This is a genomic window from Eubacterium maltosivorans (genome assembly GCF_002441855.2).
Taxonomy (GTDB): Bacteria; Bacillota; Clostridia; order Eubacteriales; family Eubacteriaceae; genus Eubacterium; species Eubacterium maltosivorans.
In genome coordinates this window covers 3,110,488-3,125,924 of the sequence record NZ_CP029487.1, presented here as the reverse complement: position 1 = coordinate 3,125,924, position 15,437 = coordinate 3,110,488, and the positions used below count along the sequence as shown (strand labels likewise).

The following is a 15,437-nucleotide window of genomic DNA, read 5'->3' as shown; positions in this document are numbered from 1 at the left end:
AACTTTTATAATTTTTATCCTTTGGATTTTTAAAATCTTCTTAATTTTTTGGCTATTTCAAAGGGATTTAAAGTTATTTTACGGTTGAGTTCTGACTTATTGATTTTCTCAAATTTTATAATTCATTGTAATTTTATAATATTATCTTTTCTGTCCAAAACATAAAAAAGAAGCCAAAATCAAAAGATTTCAGCTTCTAAAAAGGACTAAAACAGCCAGCCCTACCAGCCCATAAGACTGCCGGCAATCGGTACCCACAGCGCCACCAGACCCGCCAGTGCCATCTGGATAAAGGCCGTGGATTTCGGCATGTCCATCATGGTGTAATATTTGGTGGAATAGGTGATGAGCGGCACCGTGTCCAGTGGGAACAGGTAGCAGTTGCTGGCGCAGATTCCCATCGCCACCAGCAGAATCATGACGTTCACCCCCGTTGTGTCCGCAAAGCTGACCATCGCTGGCGCAAGGACCGCGATGAGCGCCGGGGCCACCGGTATGACTAACAGCATCAGAAATACAATGACGCTCACGATAAACACCACGCCTGCGGCAGGCAGGCTCAGGGTGGCGGGCAGCACAGTATCGATAAACCAGGCACTCACGCCGTTGTCCACAATACAGTTGGCAATGCAGAGCACTGTCCCCACCAGGAAAAAGGCCTCCCAGCTCACGCTTTTCACAAATTCTTTCCAGGTCAGCACCTCGACGCCTGGCAGAAAGTAGCAGACAAAGCCCAAAAGGGCAATGATGGTCACATCCAGAAACGGGAGCCAGGAGCTGGCAATCCAGAAAGCCAGCATACCCAGTGTGATGATCATGACCAGCGCCTCCTTTTTCTCGATTTTATCCGGCACCGCGATGGTCTCGAGGTACTTCTGAATTTTCTCCTGCCCCACCTCCGCGGGCTTGTAAACCTTGATAATGGCGAACCAGGCGATGGGCAGCAGAACAACGGCGATAGGAATCCCCACAAACATCCACTGCACAAAGGTGATGTTCATGCCTGCCAGCTGGTCTAACAGATCCATGGTCAGCAGATTTAAAGAAGTGCCCGCAGGCGTCATGATGCCGCCGATCATACTGGACACCGGGATGGCGATCATAATGGCCTTTCCAGTGCGTTTCCGCTCTGCCTCCGATTCAAAGATTTCCAGAAAGCCCAGACCGATCCCCATGAAAATGGCAGTTGTGGGCACATTGGAAACCAGCGACGATATGGCCGCCGCACAGATCATAATGGCCAGCAGGATGGTCTTGACATTTTTGCCAAAGACCCGCATGAGCCCAATGAGTATCCGGCGAGACAGCGGCACCTTAGCCACGGCCTCAGAGATGCCAAAGGACACCAGCACAAAGTATAGAATCGGCGTGGTATAACCGCTGAGCGCGGTTTTCAGACTGTCTGCCGCGCCCAGTGTGGGCAGTAGTGCGATACAGAAAATACAGATAACACCAATGGGAAGGGCCTCTGTCACCAAAAGCATCAGAAACGCCAGCAGGATACCAATGGTGGTAAAGCCTTCGCTGGTAAGCCCCTGAGGAGCTGGCAAAACGAAAACGGCCGCTAAAAGAACAACACTCACGATCAAGCCCAAAAGCTGTCTTTTTTTCATTTTATTCCTCATTCTTATTTTTATTGATGGTATAAAAAAAGAGCTCCCGAAAAAAGAGAGCTCCTATTTACTTTTCTATGAAGGATTATTCTGTTGCCGCGTCGTCTGCTTCTGCTTTTTCGATGGCGGCTTTTTTGCGGAGGGCAATCTCGCCGTCCATTTCCATGACTTCCTTGTCACTGAGCTTGTAGAACAGAAGCGGGATGATGGCAACCGCGATGAAGATGGCCGGAACGATAAAGCACATGACGGTCGCGCCGCTGACTAAGCTGTCGGTGATGGCCGCTTCGGCAGAGTAGCCGATGATGCCAAGACCCGTCGTGATGACCAGACCTCTGAGCACGATGGACATCTTGATGGAGAAGGAGCACAGACCCATGATAAAGCCTTTGGTGTTCTTGCCGGTTTTGTACTCGCTGTAGGTGGCGCAGTTGGTGTAAAGGCTGGTGGTGAGCCCGTAAGCCACACCAAAGAAGACCTGGCTCACAAAGATGAGCACGATGACCGCAATCTGGCTGCCTGCGAAAAAGTAAGCAATGGCTGTAAAGACCACACAGCCCGCCATACCGATGATGGTGGACATTTTTGTTCCAAATTTGGCGACCGCGTGCTTGGAGAGCAGCGAGCCGACCAGTGTGCCAAGGTTAAAGGCCAGCAGTACATTGCCAGTTACAGCCGCTGAGCTTTCCGGGAACATAACCTTTGAGTAGTAAGCGACAAAGGCCATAAGTGCATAGTAGCCGATCAGACGGATAAAGTCACAAAACACTGTGGCGACCAGCGGTGGGTTGGCGAACACGCCCTTGAGCATATCCAGAACCGATACCTTCTCAACCTCGGCCAGCTCTGTCCCTTTTTCAGCCTTTGGCTCTGGCAGATCATAGCCCGCGGTAATATAGTAGTGGACATAATAGCCGATGAACATTAAGATCGCGCCGACAAGAGCGGTCAGGGTATAGCCCCATACTTCACCGCCGCCTGCGAAAAGGCCGGCAAAGGCAACTGCCATGAGCGGAACAAGCTTCGATGCGAACAGTTTACCAATGCTGGAGCCTGCTGAGATACGGCCGGATAAGTGGGCGCGTTCGGTGGGCTCGTCGGTCAGAGCGCCGACCAGTGAGCGATTGGCAGTCCATGCGATATTCCAGATAAAATGACTGATGATGAATCCTAAACAAATGACAATCGCAGCGGTGAGGTCTGTGCCCACCTTTGTAAACTGGAGCGCGAAAAAGACAATGACAAAGGGTGGTCCGTAGAGCAGCCAGGAACGGTATTTACCGTGCTTCAGGTTGCATTTGTCCACGATGGCTCCGGCCACAATGGCGGAAACCGTGTCGCAGACACCGGTTAATGTCGAAATAATGGCCGCCCAGGCCAGTGGCAGGTGCGCAACGTCTGTTAAAAAGATGAGGAAGAATGACGTTTCGACCGTGGTCATGAATGAAAATCCGGCGTCCCCCAAGCCGAAGAAATTCTTAATCTTACTGTTAATTCGCTTCATAATTTTACTCCTCTTTCCCCTGTTTTGAAGCTGGAGCCGGCCTTACCCGGCTCCGTAACATATCCGTACGTGAATTTTATAAAAACAACTGGAACACAAAGCGGTAAATAGCTTCCTCGTAGGACTGCACCACTTCTGCGTCCGCAATCTCCTCTAACTGAGGGCGTTCCTTGACGTATTCTTCCCAGGTTGTGTAATATTCGCTGTTCATGATTTTCTCTCCTTTAAATTCTTAGTAAACGCCGTAAGTTCTGACGGTTTCGATCACGGCCTTCAGGTTGTCGGCAATGGGCCCTGCCAGTGAGTACAGGCTCTTGTCGGTGTTGAAGATGAAGCCGCCGCCCGGCGCCAGAATGTCGATGAGCTCTTTGGCCTTGTCCACACATTCTTTTTCGGTTGCGGTCTGGAGCATGGTGATCGGGAAGAAGCCAGAAATAATATGGTCCTTGCCCACCTTTTCCTTGGCCAGCTTTGGATCGCCGAATTCAAACTGCATTTCGACACGGTCCTTAAGGGATGCCAGATAATCAATCTTTTTCATCCAGTCCTGCTCAACAAACAGCTTGACGCCTGCGCCATGGTCGGACAGGTACTGCATCAGTGCCTCAAAGGTCGGCCACCAGAATTTGGCAAAGTCCTTTTCCTTCATGAAAGGCGCCATGTGCAGCGGAATAAAGGTTCTCGCATAGCGTGAGGAGGCAGGCACAATCCCGATTTTTTCCATGTGCGGCAGAATGGCCTCAACCGCTGCCACGACCTGCTCCTTGTTTCTGCGCATATCCTTGATGATCCCTGTGAAGGAGCGGATAAAATCTGCCATGAAGTCCAGCGGCGCTTCGGTCATGCCGCCCTTAGGCAGCGCGGCAAAGCCGTACTTGTTGGTCATCGCAGCGGCAACACCGCCCATAGCCGCGTCAATATCACATTTTGCCTTGTAGCCCTTGGCAAAGTTGAGAGCTGCGCGCATGGGCTCTGTGTCCAGCGCTGCAAACAGGCGGGGCATCAGCTTTTCAACCATACATTTGTAGGGATCGGCGATAAATTCGTCGTATTCCTCCACTTCCAGGCAGTGCACCTCAGGGTGCTGCATGGTGCCGGTATTGCTCATGATAATGCCCTTTGCGCCTAGAATTTCGTAAAATCCCGGCGGACGCAGCGTGGGGGCAATCGGCGCTTTATCTGTTGGAAATTCTGAGCAGACCTTGTCGAAAAAAGTCTCGAAGGTTTCAGGATTCCACTGGGCTGTTTTCATATCCATGCCTGCGTATGGAATGGCCGCGTCCCATGTGATGGATAATTCAATGGGCACGCGCTTTGGCTGCACTCCATCATAAACATCTTTGAATAACTGGGTTCTTTCCTCTTGCAGTTGTTTTACATCACTCATTTTAATTCCCTCTCTTAGAAACCAATACATTGCTCCGGATCAATGTATTTTTTAGTATAATCTTTTTTGATTACTGTTTTTTCAGTAAATTTCTTTTTGTTTACTGAAATGATAAACCTTTTCAGATTTTTTGTCAAGGATTTTTTTATTAAATATTTTATTTTTTACTGTTTTAACAGTAAAAAATAACACTTTTTCTGAAAGCAAGGCTTTTTAAAGCCCTTTCCAGAAAAAGTGCCTTTTCTCTTTTCTTAAGCTATTGCAGCAGTCCGATGACAAAATTCATGAACGCCGCTTCATCGCTCTCCCAGATTTCGCGCACCAGCGCCTCCCTTTCTGCATCGAGAGCCATGGTTTCCTTTACGTCCTCAAAGGGGAACAATCCTGTTTTTACGTTGTTATCCATTCTGCACCTCCTAATATTTTCCATGCTCACGGACATAGGCGTTGACCGCGGTAATGTTTTCCATGTTAATATCCCGCACCGATGTGGTGATCTTGTCAAAACCAAAGGCATAGCCGCCGCCCGGGGCCAGAATATCCATCAGCTCTTTGGTCTTGTCAAGGCATGTCTCCTTTGTTCCCTGGGCAATGATGGTCACAGGGAAAAAGCCGGTAACGCTCATGATCTTTCCAAGGCGCTCCTTGATAACTCTGGGGTCTGCGTACTCAAAGCGCCCCAGAATCCGGCCGGCTGGCAGTTCTTCCAGATAATCATAATAGCGGGTCCAGTCGCCCTCAAAGAAAATATAGAGATAGTGCCCCTTTTCCACCAGCGTTTCAACCATCTGCTTAAAGGTCGGCCACCACAGCTCGCCAAAGACCTTTTCGCTGAGGTATGGCGGCATGTGCAGCGGCATAAAGACCATCTGATGGGCTGCCGGCGGCGCAACACAGGCCTTCTGGATCATCAACGGCAGCAGGGCTTCGCAGGCTTCCTTTACCTCGCTCTTATGGCGGCGGATATCCTTTGAAATGCCCGTAAAGCTTCTGAGCAGATCGGCCAGGAAGTCAAAGGGTGCTTCCGCTGAGGCAGATGTGATGAGCGGCAGGCCGTTATCTGTGAGGATCTGTCCCACCGCTGCGTTAAAGGGCCCAAAGGTCCGGTTAAAGGTCATCATGCCTCTGGCCAGCGCCATGCTGCGGTAAGGCTCTGGCTTGTCAAAGACCTGATAAAGCCTCGGCAGGCATGTACCGGCCAGAAAGGCGGCCGGGTCCGCGATGAGCGCCGCGTACTCGGTATCCTCCATGGCGTGCACCTCCGGATGCTGGACATAGCCGTCCTTGCTCTGCACAAAAGATTTGGCTTCCAGAGCGCTGTAATACCGCGGTGAACGGTAAAAGGTGCTCCGGATAAAATCACCATCGTAGGCCGGGATGGCCTTACCCATCGCGTCGATGGCGAGACTGGTGTCCCAAAGCCCCTTAAACATGGGATACCCTGCGTACTCGATAGCCAGCTCTGGCGTGACCACGTGCTCAATGGGCACATAGTCCGGTGTTTCCAGCGCCACCACCTTACGGATATTCTCGATCCGCTCCTGTTTCTGATTCATTTGATTACCCCTTTCCCAATACTAAATTTACATAACCGTAGAATCCTCGCAATATTTTCGGCTTTTTTCAAAATAGCCGATTTATAGTTTGCATTATAGGACCTATTTCAGGGTTTGTCAAACATTTTTATTAAAAACTTTTGTTTTTACTGTTATCTTTTCTTCTAAAACCCTGATAAAATCACGTCTTTCGGGTTTTTTAATTTTTTTCTGAACAAAGTTATGCTATACTGTTAAAAACAGCATCAGGGAGAGGTTTATGGCAAAAGCAGCATCCGACAAGGGATTGAAAACTAAAAACAAAATTCTTGAGATCGCCCGGGCCGATTTTCACAGTAAGGGCTTTGCAAAGACGTCGGTCAAGGACATCTGCGCTCAGGCTGGCATCCGCACTGGCACCTTCGCCTATTATTTTAAGACAAAGGAAGATCTGATCAAGGCCGTCTATTCCGATCTCCATCTCCAGACCTACGCCTTTGTGGAAAACCATACTCAGAGCGAAGGCATTAACAGTATTGAGAAGAACGCCTACACCGCGTTTCTGTACTACGCCGCTGTCTTCAAGGATGACGCTACCGCCTGCTTTCACGCCGATACCCTCCGGCGGGAATCCATCCAGGCCTTTCTGGGCCAGAATTTCCGCCATGTCTACCGCCAGTTCATCAAGGACTGTGGCTACACCCTCAGTGATGCTGAGCTCTACACCCTCAGTCTGGCCGATCTTGGCATGCGGCGTGAGATCGTCCTCGATTTCATTGAAAATCCAAGGCCGGGGCACACCGTCAGGGGACTCATCACGCACCTTTACCTCTATCGGAGTCGGCTTTTTAAAATTGATGAGGAGAAGATGCAGACCTACCTTTTAAGGGGTGAAGAATTTGAACAAAAATACGATCATTCAAAAATAAAACTTCTGGTCTGAGGCCGATGCTAATATTTACATTGACACGTCAAAATTCTGTCTGTTCCGGCGTGTTTACGCCTTGTCCTCCTCTAAAATCCATGTTAAAATTTTTGTTAGAACTTTTTTAGAAGGAGCCCAACTATGCGAAAAATGACAAAAGGCGAAATGACAAAGGAGCGCATTCTCGCGAGCGCCAAGGAGCTGTTTTACGAACAGGGCTACGACGCAACCACCATCCAACAGATCGCTGACCATTCGGGGACAACGCTTGGCTCTATGACCTACCATTTTGCGACCAAAGCCACCTTTGTGAGCCGTCTTTTCGACGACTACTTTACCAATCTTGACTCAGCCATCCGCCAAAAACAATACGAACCGTGGAATTCCTTTGAGAGCCACTTCCGGCTGACCATGATCTACTACCACAACCTCTTATCAGACCCGCACACGCGGAATTTCTATTACGAGGTTTTTAAGAATGATACGTTGTTCAGCTCTCTTCACGGGAACATCAGCCAGATTTACCATGATTTTATAAGGGATTACAGTCTGCGCATTCGGCCCATTGAGTTTAACGCCATTGTAACCGCCGATTTCGGTGCCCGCCGCGAGTGTCTGCTTTCCTATTGTGAGGGACGTTTGAAGATGCCCATTGAGGATTTCGGCATTTTCCTCCTGACCAATACAGCCCGCTGTATCGGTATTCCTGAGGCCGCCATCTATAAAACCAGCTACCAGTCTCTGGTTTTTTACAGAAGCCATGATTTTTCAGACGTTCAGCTTTTAAAATGATGTTTTTTCCTGAACTGGGTACAAAAAATGCAGAAAAGTCCAAAACCTTTGTGATTTTGGACTTTTCTGTATTTTTTAGATATTATCTGCGCGTGATACTGCTGAGGAATTCCTTTGTCCGGTCGTTTTTCGGATGCTCGAAGATATCTTCAGGCGTGCCCTCCTCTAAGATGATGCCGTCGTTCATAAAGAGGATCTTGTTGGCGACCTCTCTGGCAAAACTCATTTCATGGGTCACGACGATCATGGTCATGTGTGCCTCGGCCAGCTGCTGCATAACGTTCAGAACCTCGCCGGTCAGTTCTGGGTCCAGAGCGGAGGTCGGCTCGTCAAAAAGCAGAATGTCTGGGTTCATCATAAGGGCGCGGGCGATGGCGACGCGCTGTTTTTCGCCGCCGGAAAGAGTGGACGGCATGGCGTCGATCTTTTCGAGCAGACCGACCTGGGCCAGATGCTTCTCACAGCGCATATCCATAGCCTCGCCCTTTTCCTTCTTGACAACCTTGGGGGCGAGCTCCAGATTCTGGCGGACTGTGAGGTGCGGAAAGAGATTAAAATGCTGGAACACCATCCCCATCTTCATGATAATGCTCCGAATCTCGTTCTGGGAAGCATAAACGCCGTCCTTCATCAGGTCCTTGCCCTCCATGGTGATGGTGCCGCTATCGGCCTTTTCAAGATCGATCAGGCAGCGTAAAAGTGTCGATTTCCCAGAGCCGGAGGAGCCGATCACCGCCACAACATCGCCCCGGTTCACCTGAAAGGAGACGCCCTTCAGCACATGATTGGTGTCAAAGCTCTTGTTCAAATTGAATACGTTGATGATTTCTTCCATGACAGTCTCCTAAAATTCGTATTTCTTTTCCAGTTTTTTAAAGACAAAGGTGAGTACAAAATTGATGACCAGATAAATCGCCGCTGCCACCACAAAGGCAAAGGGGTTGGCGTCCCGGTTCACTGCTGTTTTGGCATAGTGGATGATTTCCGCCACACCGATGGTGGTGACCAGCGCGGTATCCTTGAGCAGGGTAATGGTCTCATTGCTGATGGAGGGCAGACAGACTCTGATCATCTGCGGAATGACCACACGGGTCATGGTCTCAAACTTAGTCAGCCCCAGCACCTTAGACGCTTCGTACTGCCCCTTGTCAATGGCTAAGAGCCCGCCTCTGAAAATTTCGGCAAAATAGGCGGCGTAGTTAAGCCCAAAGGCGATGCAGGCTGCCACAAAGCGGTCAAACACCAAAAATTTGCCAACGCCCGGTAGAAGCGGCAGGCCAAAATAGACAAACATCAACTGTAAGAGCAGCGGCGTTCCTCTGAGGATGTAGATATAGACTTCTGCAAAGCCCCGCAGCACCATAATCCTGCTTCTGGACATCAGGGTAAACAAAAATCCCAGCGGCAGGGACGAAATGATCGTTACCGCAAAAACAGCCAATGTCACCAGACACCCCTGGAGCATTGGCGTGAGCACATTCATAAAATAGGTTGAATCCATAATATCTCCCGTTTTTAGGTGGAGAATTGAGAATGCAGAATGGAGAATTAAAAGGGCAAACCACTGTATGGTTTCAGAGTATCAAAAAATCTTAAAAGGTGCAGTCTCGGCCTGCGGCACTCTTTTGACAATCTGTAGGATGCGCACAGCGCATCCGCTCCTCTAATTCTCCATTTTCAATGCTCAATTCTCAAATCATTTAATTTCCTGTATAGAAAATGTCTTCGCCGAACCATTTCTTGGAAATTTCAGCGGCAGTACCGTCAGCGACCATGTCGTCGATGGCTTTCTGAATTTTTTCCTGTAATTCAGTATTGCCTTTCTTGACACCAACCGCATAGGTTTCTGGTGACAGGCTTTCGTCCAGGATCACATAATCTGCATTTTCACTTGAGATGTAGTAGCGCGCGACCACAGAGTCGACAATGACGGCGTCGATACGGCCAATGCCTAAATCCTGAAGGGCGGATACATTTTCGGGGTATTCATTCATTCCCGCAACCTTGGTGTGGATATCGTCCGCTTCAAAGGCGTCATAGGCGGTGGAGCCCTTCTGGAGGCCGACGTTCTTGCCTTCAAGGTCTGCTTTTTTAGCGATGCCGGAATCCTTCTTAACCACGATTACCTGATCGTTTTTCAGGTACGGCTTGGTCATGAGCATGGCTTCCTGGCGCTCTGGTGTGACGGACAGGCCGTTCCAGATCGCGTCGATGTTGCCGCTGTCCAACTCAAGCTCTTTGGTATCCCAGTTGACGACCTGCATCTTAGGTTCCATACCCATGCGTTTGGCGGCTTCGGTAGCTAAATCCACATCAAAGCCGACGATGTTGTTCTGATCGTCTCGGAAGCCCATTGGCGGAAAGGAATCGTCCAGACCAACCACAAAGGTTTTGTCGTCATTGGCGCTGTTTCCTGCTGCCTGGTTGTCGTTTCCACCGCTGCTGCTGCAGCCTGACAGCATGGCCAGGGACAGAAGCGCAACGATGAGTAAGGTCATCATACTTTTCTTTTTCATTTCTCTCTCCTTTAAAATGACAGTATTCATATACCTGTATTATACACTTCATTACAGTAAAATGCTACTATAAAATGCATATTTTTTTATTATTTATTTGTTGTACTTATTTATTGTCCATTAGCCTTAGAGTGCCTTTTCCTCATAATTAATCCTCACTATCCAGAGGTGAAAAGGTTGAATCCGCTTCATGCAGCCGCTTTTCGCCACATTCCGGGCAAACGCAGTCCGAAAGGTTGAGGGTCTCGGGTTCCACTGCTTCAAGCGTTTCGCCGCATTCACAAATATATTCTGGCATGATCTTCTGTCCATCGGCTTTCTCCACCGCGTAGGCAAAGCGTTTATAAAAAGCTCCGCAGGCCGGGCAGCGGTAAACGCCGTAGCGGTAATCGGTGACGAGGGTTCCGCCTTCCTCTGCCACCATACGCTTAATGCGGGCCAGCGCCTCCGGGTCCCGGACCAGTCTTGGCAGCACAGCATACTCCGAATCGAAATCCGGCGCCCCGGAATGGAGCAGTCCAACGCCCAGGTAAAAGTCCTTTTCATAGCCGCACTTTTGGCAGCGGATCGCAAACGTATTTTTCATATGTTGTCCCTTCCTTGGTTTTTCTTTACCTTTTCAATTACAAAAAAACAGGTGCGTCCTGTTTCGCGACGCACCTGTCTGCCTTTTTGTTCTCTTACGGCATATGATTGTAGAATACTTCCAGAATTTCTGCGGAGGATGCAGCACCCGGGTCCAGATGGCCGATGGCACGTTCACCAAGACGCATGGCTCTGCCTTTGGTCGCAACAATGTTGCGGGTCGATTCAAGGCCGTCTTTGCCGGCTTCTACTGCTTTCGCCATGGCTTCTTTCGGAGCTGCACCACCTTCATAGGCGGATTTTAAAGTTTCAACCGCTGGTACTAAAGTATCCAGCATTGTTTTTTCACCGGTGGTCGATTTGCCACGCTTTTTAATGATGTTGACGCCGGTTTCCATCATTTCGATGAATTCGTCAAAGGTAACGCCGTCGTCCGGGCCCTTTGTCTTGACCGGCAGGCCAAATTTCATAAAAAAGCTGCCGTATAACGGTCCGGAGGAACCACCAACCTTGTCAAGTAACGCGGTACCAACTTTTTTATAAAAGCCGTTAACACTTTCCTTCTGCCATTCGTCCAGGTTTTTATCCACTTCTCTGAAGCCGATGGACAGGTTCATACCGTGGTCGCCGTCGCCGATGGCAGAGTCCAGCTCTGTAAAATAGTCCTTACGGTCTTCTGCCAGCTTGATGAGATCTTTGACAACATCTACAAAGTACTGTTTATCTAAAACATATTCGCTCATTTTTTGGTCTCCTTTTGTTCTTATTTCACCAAATGCGCCCTGTCCTATCGATAGGGACATAGGACAGGACGTACTTTGTGAAGTAAAGAATCCCGGACCCCGCTAAGGGCCCGAGACACAGTTATAGTTTATTCTCTCTTAATTTCGTTAACGTCTTAATTATTTTACCTGTGTGAAGTAAGGTGTATCACATGGGTAGTCTAATAATTCTTTCAGTTCGTCATCCAGTTTACATAAGGTAACGGACATCCCGGCCATATCCATGGAACAGGCAAAAGGACCAACTAAAGCTCTGTGAACCTTAATGCCCTTTTCTTCCAGGATCTGCGCAACACGTCTGTAGCAGATGTGTAAGTCAAGAATCGGAGTAGCGCCTAAGCTGTTTACCAGTACATAAACTTCATCGCCAGATTCGTATGGCAGGTCTTTCAGGATTGGGTCCATGATTTCGTCGATTACCGCGTCAGCCGGTTCGATCTTGCCTCTTCTGACACCAGGTTCGCCGTGGATACCCATACCGATTTCCATATCGCCGTCTTCCATGTCAAAGATCGGGCCGCCTTTAGATGGTAAGGTAGCGGAAGACATGGCAACGCCCATGCTGCGGGTATTGTCATTACATTTTGAAGCGGCGGCGACAACAGCGTCCAGATCTGCGCCCATGGCAGCTTTTGCGCCAGCAGCCTTGAATACGAAGAAGTCGCCTGCAATACCGCGGCGGTCAGGGATATTTTCTGAGGAAACAACATCGTCTGTTACCAGAACAGTTTCAACACGGATATCGTCTTCTTCATCGGCTTTTTCTGCGCCCATGTCAAAGTTCATCACGTCGCCTGCGTAGTTACCGTATAAATAGATAACGCCCTTGCCATTGTCAACAGCTTTAGCGGCTGCGTAGCATGGGTCTGGAGAAGGAGAAGTATTGATATTACCAATTACAACGCCATCCGCAAAGTTTTCACCGACATAACCGATGAACAGCGGTTCATGACCGGAGCCACCACCAATAACAACACCAACTTTGTCTTTTGTTCCAGCATCTTTTGCCACAACGACACGGCCCTGCGCTTCTTCAAGGTCACACATTTTTACATAGCGGTCATGCGCTTTGACATATCCTTCCACCATTTCTTCCACTACGTCGTAGGGATCGTTGATCAAACGTTTCATTGTCATGATAAATTTCCTCCTGAAATTCTTTATTTTAACGGGTGACTCCCGTTATTAACATTTACACAGCTCTTTAGCTGATTTGGACACATTCATGATTTCTTCCGGGTCGTCGGTGATGGTCGCCTGCACCACACCGGCGAAAGCGCCTTCCACGATGGGGCAGTCCACCATATGGACTCTTTCCTGCAGGTCGTCCTCGAGCATATCGATGGCGGTTTCCGCACTGATGATCGAGCTGCCCATATCGGCGTAAATCAAAATGTTCTTACAGTCCTCCAGGGACTCGATGGCGTCCTGAATCTTAATCGCGCTGGTTCCGATTCTTCCGCCGTCAGCGCCGCCTGCCGCGATTACCTTTACACTACCATCATTCATTTCTTCGACAATTTCTGCCAAACCTTCTGCCAGCTTTGCGCTGTGAGAAACGATTACAACACCTGTACCTGCCATAAATATCCTCCTAAAATTTGATTCACTTCGCCGTGAAGCTTCTTTTATGCCCGTTGAACACTGCCAAATGGGCACGCTGATTATATAACGCAAGATGCGTGCCAAAACTTAAGACCGGGTCTGTTTTTATGTTAACCCATATTTCTTAGCTTTGGCTGAAACCGTCTTGTGGTCAAGGCCAAGGGCCTCCCCAGCTTTTCTGAAACTTTTATATTTAGACAGGGCAGAAGCGATGAGGTCCCGCTCCATTTCCGCAAAGGTGGGTATTTTTTCCCCGTTTTCATCCGGCACACCCGAAAATCCGGGGATATTTTCCCCAATCGCTCGGACGTAGGACGGCAGATCGTCCACGCCGATCCACTCACCGGCGCTCAGGGTAACCCCCCGCTCGATGATGTTCTCCAGCTCACGGACGTTCCCAGGAAAGACATAGTCCTCCAGGCACTGAAGCGCAGGCTTTGTGATGTGCCTCGGCGGTAATTGGTATCGCATACATATTTTATCAATAAATGCTTCCACAAGCAAGGGAATATCGCCTTTTCTTTGGCGTAAAGGCGGTAAAATGACTGAAATAACGTTCAAACGGTAGTATAAATCCTTGCGGAAGCTGTTATTTTCCATTAATTTCTCAAGGGGCGCGTTGGTGGCTGCGATGACCCGCACATTGATCTTGACAGGCGCAAGTCCGCCGACCCGCTCAACCTCCTGCTCCTGCAGCACCCGCAGCAGCTTGGCCTGCATGGCGCGGTCCATATCTCCAATCTCGTCCAGGAAAATGGTGCCGCCGTCGGCCAGCTCAAATTTACCCGGTTTCATGCGCACCGCTCCCGTAAAGGCACCCTTCTCATAGCCGAAAAGTTCGGCCTCCAGAAGGTCAGCCGGGATGGCCGCACAGTTCATACTCACAAAGGCTGCGTCTTTCCGGGTGCTGGCGTTATGAATGGCCTTGGCCACCAGTTCCTTGCCGGTACCGCTCTCGCCGCGGATGAGCACTGTGGCGTCGGTTTTGGATGCCTTGGAGGCCAGAGACAGCGCCTCTAAAAGTACGCCGCTCTTGCCGATGATTTTCTCAAAGGAGGCGCCGATGTCCTCCCGCTTTTCCAGTTCCTTTTCGAGCATGACCGTCTTGGCGGAAAGCTCCTCTACCTTGGCGGCCAGCTTGGTGATCTCAGTCAGTTCACGGGCCACGATGGCGTTGCCGCTGACCGCACCATCCACTGCGATCGGGCGCACGTCCAGCATGAATTCCCGCCCATCGGCGTTGGTGATGACCGTACCGCTCTGTCCGTTAAAAAAACCATTGGGGATTTTTTCCCCAGGGAACAAAATGCTGATGCTCTGTTCAGTGAGCTCGGACACCCGCTTTTTCAAAATACCCGTAAAAGCATCGTTGGCATAGGTGATCCGATGGTCCTTGTCTACCAGGCAGATGCCATCGTACACAGCCTCCAGAATGCTGATAAGCTTACCCTCCAGCTCTTTTACACTGCTCAGCTCCCAGGATAACGCCTCGATCTGGGTGATGTCCTGAAGCACGGCCACAGCGCCCACATTGCAGTTTTCCACCACCACCGGGCTTTTGTCGCTAATGACCCAGTTGCCGCCCACGGCCTCCTTTACCCCCAGCTTTTCCCTGCCAGTCGCAATCACTTCCGCTGCGCCGAAGCCGGGGATCAGGTCGTCCACCAGGCGGCCGATGGCCTCAGCGGCGTCGATACCGGTCATGGCCTCAGCGGCAGCGTTGAAAATGGTGATGCGCCCTGCGCCGTCCATGACAATGAGGCCGTTGTGGATGCTCTCAAAAATCTTTTCACTGGTCAGGGTATTTTTCTGGATGATGTTGTCAACCTCATCCTGATCCACCACACCGGCGCCGTCCATAAACTCGGCCAGGGCGGTCACAGCCTGCTCACTCCCCGTGCCGTCGCCAAAGATCTGGATCTGTTCGCCCTTCTTTAACTTCATCCCCACCAGCGGCAGTACGGAATTGCAGGGAACGATCAGGGCACGGTCCACCCGCTTAATGTACAGGCGGCATCCAAAACGCTCCTCAAGCTCTGTTGTCTTCTGAACCACCATCGCGGCCACCCGGGTATGAATTCCCTTCTCGTAGCCGATGGTCACGTTTTTTTTTGTTCGCAAGCTGCGCCCTCCTTCTTTTTCAATTGCATTCATTCTATCCTGTTTTTATGCTTTTTTCCAGTGTTTATTTTG

16 protein-coding genes are annotated in these 15,437 nt (G+C 49.8%); 2 read left to right on the top strand and 14 right to left on the bottom strand.

Translation table 11 applies throughout. The features are described 5' to 3' along the window. Positions 1-221: 221 nt before the first annotated feature. The 6 genes from CPZ25_RS14490 to CPZ25_RS14475 all read right to left on the bottom strand — a co-directional run bounded on the left by CPZ25_RS14490 (position 222) and on the right by CPZ25_RS14475 (position 6,060). A complete protein-coding gene (locus CPZ25_RS14490) occupies positions 222-1,613 on the bottom strand; it encodes an SLC13 family permease (RefSeq protein ID WP_058696062.1) in 1,392 nt (463 codons plus the stop codon). A gap of 85 nt (positions 1,614-1,698) precedes the next feature. Then, positions 1,699-3,117, bottom strand: a complete 1,419-nt coding sequence (locus CPZ25_RS14485; RefSeq protein ID WP_058696063.1) for an MFS transporter — start codon at positions 3,115-3,117, stop codon at positions 1,699-1,701. 76 nt (positions 3,118-3,193) lie between these two features. Further along, positions 3,194-3,328 (bottom strand): hypothetical protein, encoded by a 135-nt coding sequence (locus CPZ25_RS21035; protein ID WP_263422116.1) that lies wholly within the window; start codon positions 3,326-3,328, stop codon positions 3,194-3,196. Positions 3,329-3,349: 21 nt separating this feature from the next. Then, the gene (locus tag CPZ25_RS14480; protein ID WP_058696064.1) at positions 3,350-4,504 is read right to left on the bottom strand and encodes a uroporphyrinogen decarboxylase family protein; all 1,155 of its coding nucleotides are present in this window, start codon (positions 4,502-4,504) and stop codon (positions 3,350-3,352) included. A 256-nt stretch (positions 4,505-4,760) separates the two neighbouring features. Beyond that, positions 4,761-4,910 carry a hypothetical protein gene (locus CPZ25_RS20530; RefSeq protein WP_167495243.1) on the bottom strand — a complete coding sequence of 50 codons (150 nt, stop codon included), beginning with the start codon at positions 4,908-4,910 and terminating at the stop codon, positions 4,761-4,763. Between the two features lie 10 nt (positions 4,911-4,920). Then, positions 4,921-6,060 (bottom strand): uroporphyrinogen decarboxylase family protein, encoded by a 1,140-nt coding sequence (locus CPZ25_RS14475; protein WP_096919085.1) that lies wholly within the window; start codon positions 6,058-6,060, stop codon positions 4,921-4,923. A 259-nt stretch (positions 6,061-6,319) separates the two neighbouring features. Between CPZ25_RS14475 and CPZ25_RS14470 the strand changes: the two genes are divergently transcribed. Both CPZ25_RS14470 and CPZ25_RS14465 read left to right on the top strand, forming a co-directional pair. Then, positions 6,320-6,982 carry a TetR/AcrR family transcriptional regulator gene (locus CPZ25_RS14470; protein ID WP_096919084.1) on the top strand — a complete coding sequence of 221 codons (663 nt, stop codon included), beginning with the start codon at positions 6,320-6,322 and terminating at the stop codon, positions 6,980-6,982. Positions 6,983-7,105: 123 nt separating this feature from the next. Then, positions 7,106-7,756 (top strand): TetR/AcrR family transcriptional regulator, encoded by a 651-nt coding sequence (locus tag CPZ25_RS14465; protein ID WP_058696067.1) that lies wholly within the window; start codon positions 7,106-7,108, stop codon positions 7,754-7,756. 82 nt (positions 7,757-7,838) lie between these two features. Here the strand turns inward: CPZ25_RS14465 and CPZ25_RS14460 are convergent, their stop codons facing one another. The 8 genes from CPZ25_RS14460 to CPZ25_RS14425 all read right to left on the bottom strand — a co-directional run bounded on the left by CPZ25_RS14460 (position 7,839) and on the right by CPZ25_RS14425 (position 15,365). Beyond that, complete coding sequence (locus CPZ25_RS14460; RefSeq protein ID WP_074617917.1) at positions 7,839-8,591, bottom strand: amino acid ABC transporter ATP-binding protein; 753 nt, start codon at positions 8,589-8,591, stop codon at positions 7,839-7,841. A gap of 9 nt (positions 8,592-8,600) precedes the next feature. Further along, on the bottom strand, positions 8,601-9,257 hold the full coding sequence (locus CPZ25_RS14455; protein WP_058696069.1) for an amino acid ABC transporter permease: 657 nt from the start codon (positions 9,255-9,257) through the stop codon (positions 8,601-8,603). Between the two features lie 199 nt (positions 9,258-9,456). Next, entirely contained in the window at positions 9,457-10,272 is an 816-nt protein-coding gene (locus CPZ25_RS14450; protein WP_058696070.1) for an amino acid ABC transporter substrate-binding protein, read from the bottom strand. Positions 10,273-10,420: 148 nt separating this feature from the next. Further along, positions 10,421-10,858 carry a hypothetical protein gene (locus CPZ25_RS14445; RefSeq protein WP_058696071.1) on the bottom strand — a complete coding sequence of 146 codons (438 nt, stop codon included), beginning with the start codon at positions 10,856-10,858 and terminating at the stop codon, positions 10,421-10,423. Between the two features lie 94 nt (positions 10,859-10,952). Continuing rightward, on the bottom strand, positions 10,953-11,600 hold the full coding sequence (gene dhaL, locus CPZ25_RS14440; RefSeq protein WP_058696072.1) for a dihydroxyacetone kinase subunit DhaL: 648 nt from the start codon (positions 11,598-11,600) through the stop codon (positions 10,953-10,955). 159 nt (positions 11,601-11,759) lie between these two features. After that, complete coding sequence (locus CPZ25_RS14435; RefSeq protein ID WP_339622556.1) at positions 11,760-12,776, bottom strand: dihydroxyacetone kinase subunit DhaK; 1,017 nt, start codon at positions 12,774-12,776, stop codon at positions 11,760-11,762. Between the two features lie 48 nt (positions 12,777-12,824). Then, a complete protein-coding gene (dhaM, locus tag CPZ25_RS14430) occupies positions 12,825-13,223 on the bottom strand; it encodes a dihydroxyacetone kinase phosphoryl donor subunit DhaM (protein WP_058696073.1) in 399 nt (132 codons plus the stop codon). A 126-nt stretch (positions 13,224-13,349) separates the two neighbouring features. Continuing rightward, entirely contained in the window at positions 13,350-15,365 is a 2,016-nt protein-coding gene (locus CPZ25_RS14425; protein ID WP_096919083.1) for a sigma 54-interacting transcriptional regulator, read from the bottom strand. Positions 15,366-15,437 lie beyond the last annotated feature (72 nt).

Excerpts from the sequence above, each read along its gene's own strand:
- CPZ25_RS14490 (WP_058696062.1), bottom strand. The coding sequence starts at position 1,613 with ATGAAAAAAAGACAGCTTTTGGGCTTGATCGTGAGTGTTGTTCTTTTA.
- CPZ25_RS14485 (WP_058696063.1), bottom strand. The coding sequence starts at position 3,117 with ATGAAGCGAATTAACAGTAAGATTAAGAATTTCTTCGGCTTGGGGGAC.
- CPZ25_RS21035 (WP_263422116.1), bottom strand. The coding sequence starts at position 3,328 with ATGAACAGCGAATATTACACAACCTGGGAAGAATACGTCAAGGAACGC.
- CPZ25_RS14480 (WP_058696064.1), bottom strand. The coding sequence starts at position 4,504 with ATGAGTGATGTAAAACAACTGCAAGAGGAAAGAACCCAGTTATTCAAA.
- CPZ25_RS20530 (WP_167495243.1), bottom strand. The coding sequence starts at position 4,910 with ATGGATAACAACGTAAAAACAGGATTGTTCCCCTTTGAGGACGTAAAG.
- CPZ25_RS14475 (WP_096919085.1), bottom strand. The coding sequence starts at position 6,060 with ATGAATCAGAAACAGGAGCGGATCGAGAATATCCGTAAGGTGGTGGCG.
- CPZ25_RS14470 (WP_096919084.1), top strand. The coding sequence starts at position 6,320 with ATGGCAAAAGCAGCATCCGACAAGGGATTGAAAACTAAAAACAAAATT.
- CPZ25_RS14465 (WP_058696067.1), top strand. The coding sequence starts at position 7,106 with ATGCGAAAAATGACAAAAGGCGAAATGACAAAGGAGCGCATTCTCGCG.
- CPZ25_RS14460 (WP_074617917.1), bottom strand. The coding sequence starts at position 8,591 with ATGGAAGAAATCATCAACGTATTCAATTTGAACAAGAGCTTTGACACC.
- CPZ25_RS14455 (WP_058696069.1), bottom strand. The coding sequence starts at position 9,257 with ATGGATTCAACCTATTTTATGAATGTGCTCACGCCAATGCTCCAGGGG.
- CPZ25_RS14450 (WP_058696070.1), bottom strand. The coding sequence starts at position 10,272 with ATGAAAAAGAAAAGTATGATGACCTTACTCATCGTTGCGCTTCTGTCC.
- CPZ25_RS14445 (WP_058696071.1), bottom strand. The coding sequence starts at position 10,858 with ATGAAAAATACGTTTGCGATCCGCTGCCAAAAGTGCGGCTATGAAAAG.
- dhaL (WP_058696072.1), bottom strand. The coding sequence starts at position 11,600 with ATGAGCGAATATGTTTTAGATAAACAGTACTTTGTAGATGTTGTCAAA.
- CPZ25_RS14435 (WP_339622556.1), bottom strand. The coding sequence starts at position 12,776 with ATGACAATGAAACGTTTGATCAACGATCCCTACGACGTAGTGGAAGAA.
- dhaM (WP_058696073.1), bottom strand. The coding sequence starts at position 13,223 with ATGGCAGGTACAGGTGTTGTAATCGTTTCTCACAGCGCAAAGCTGGCA.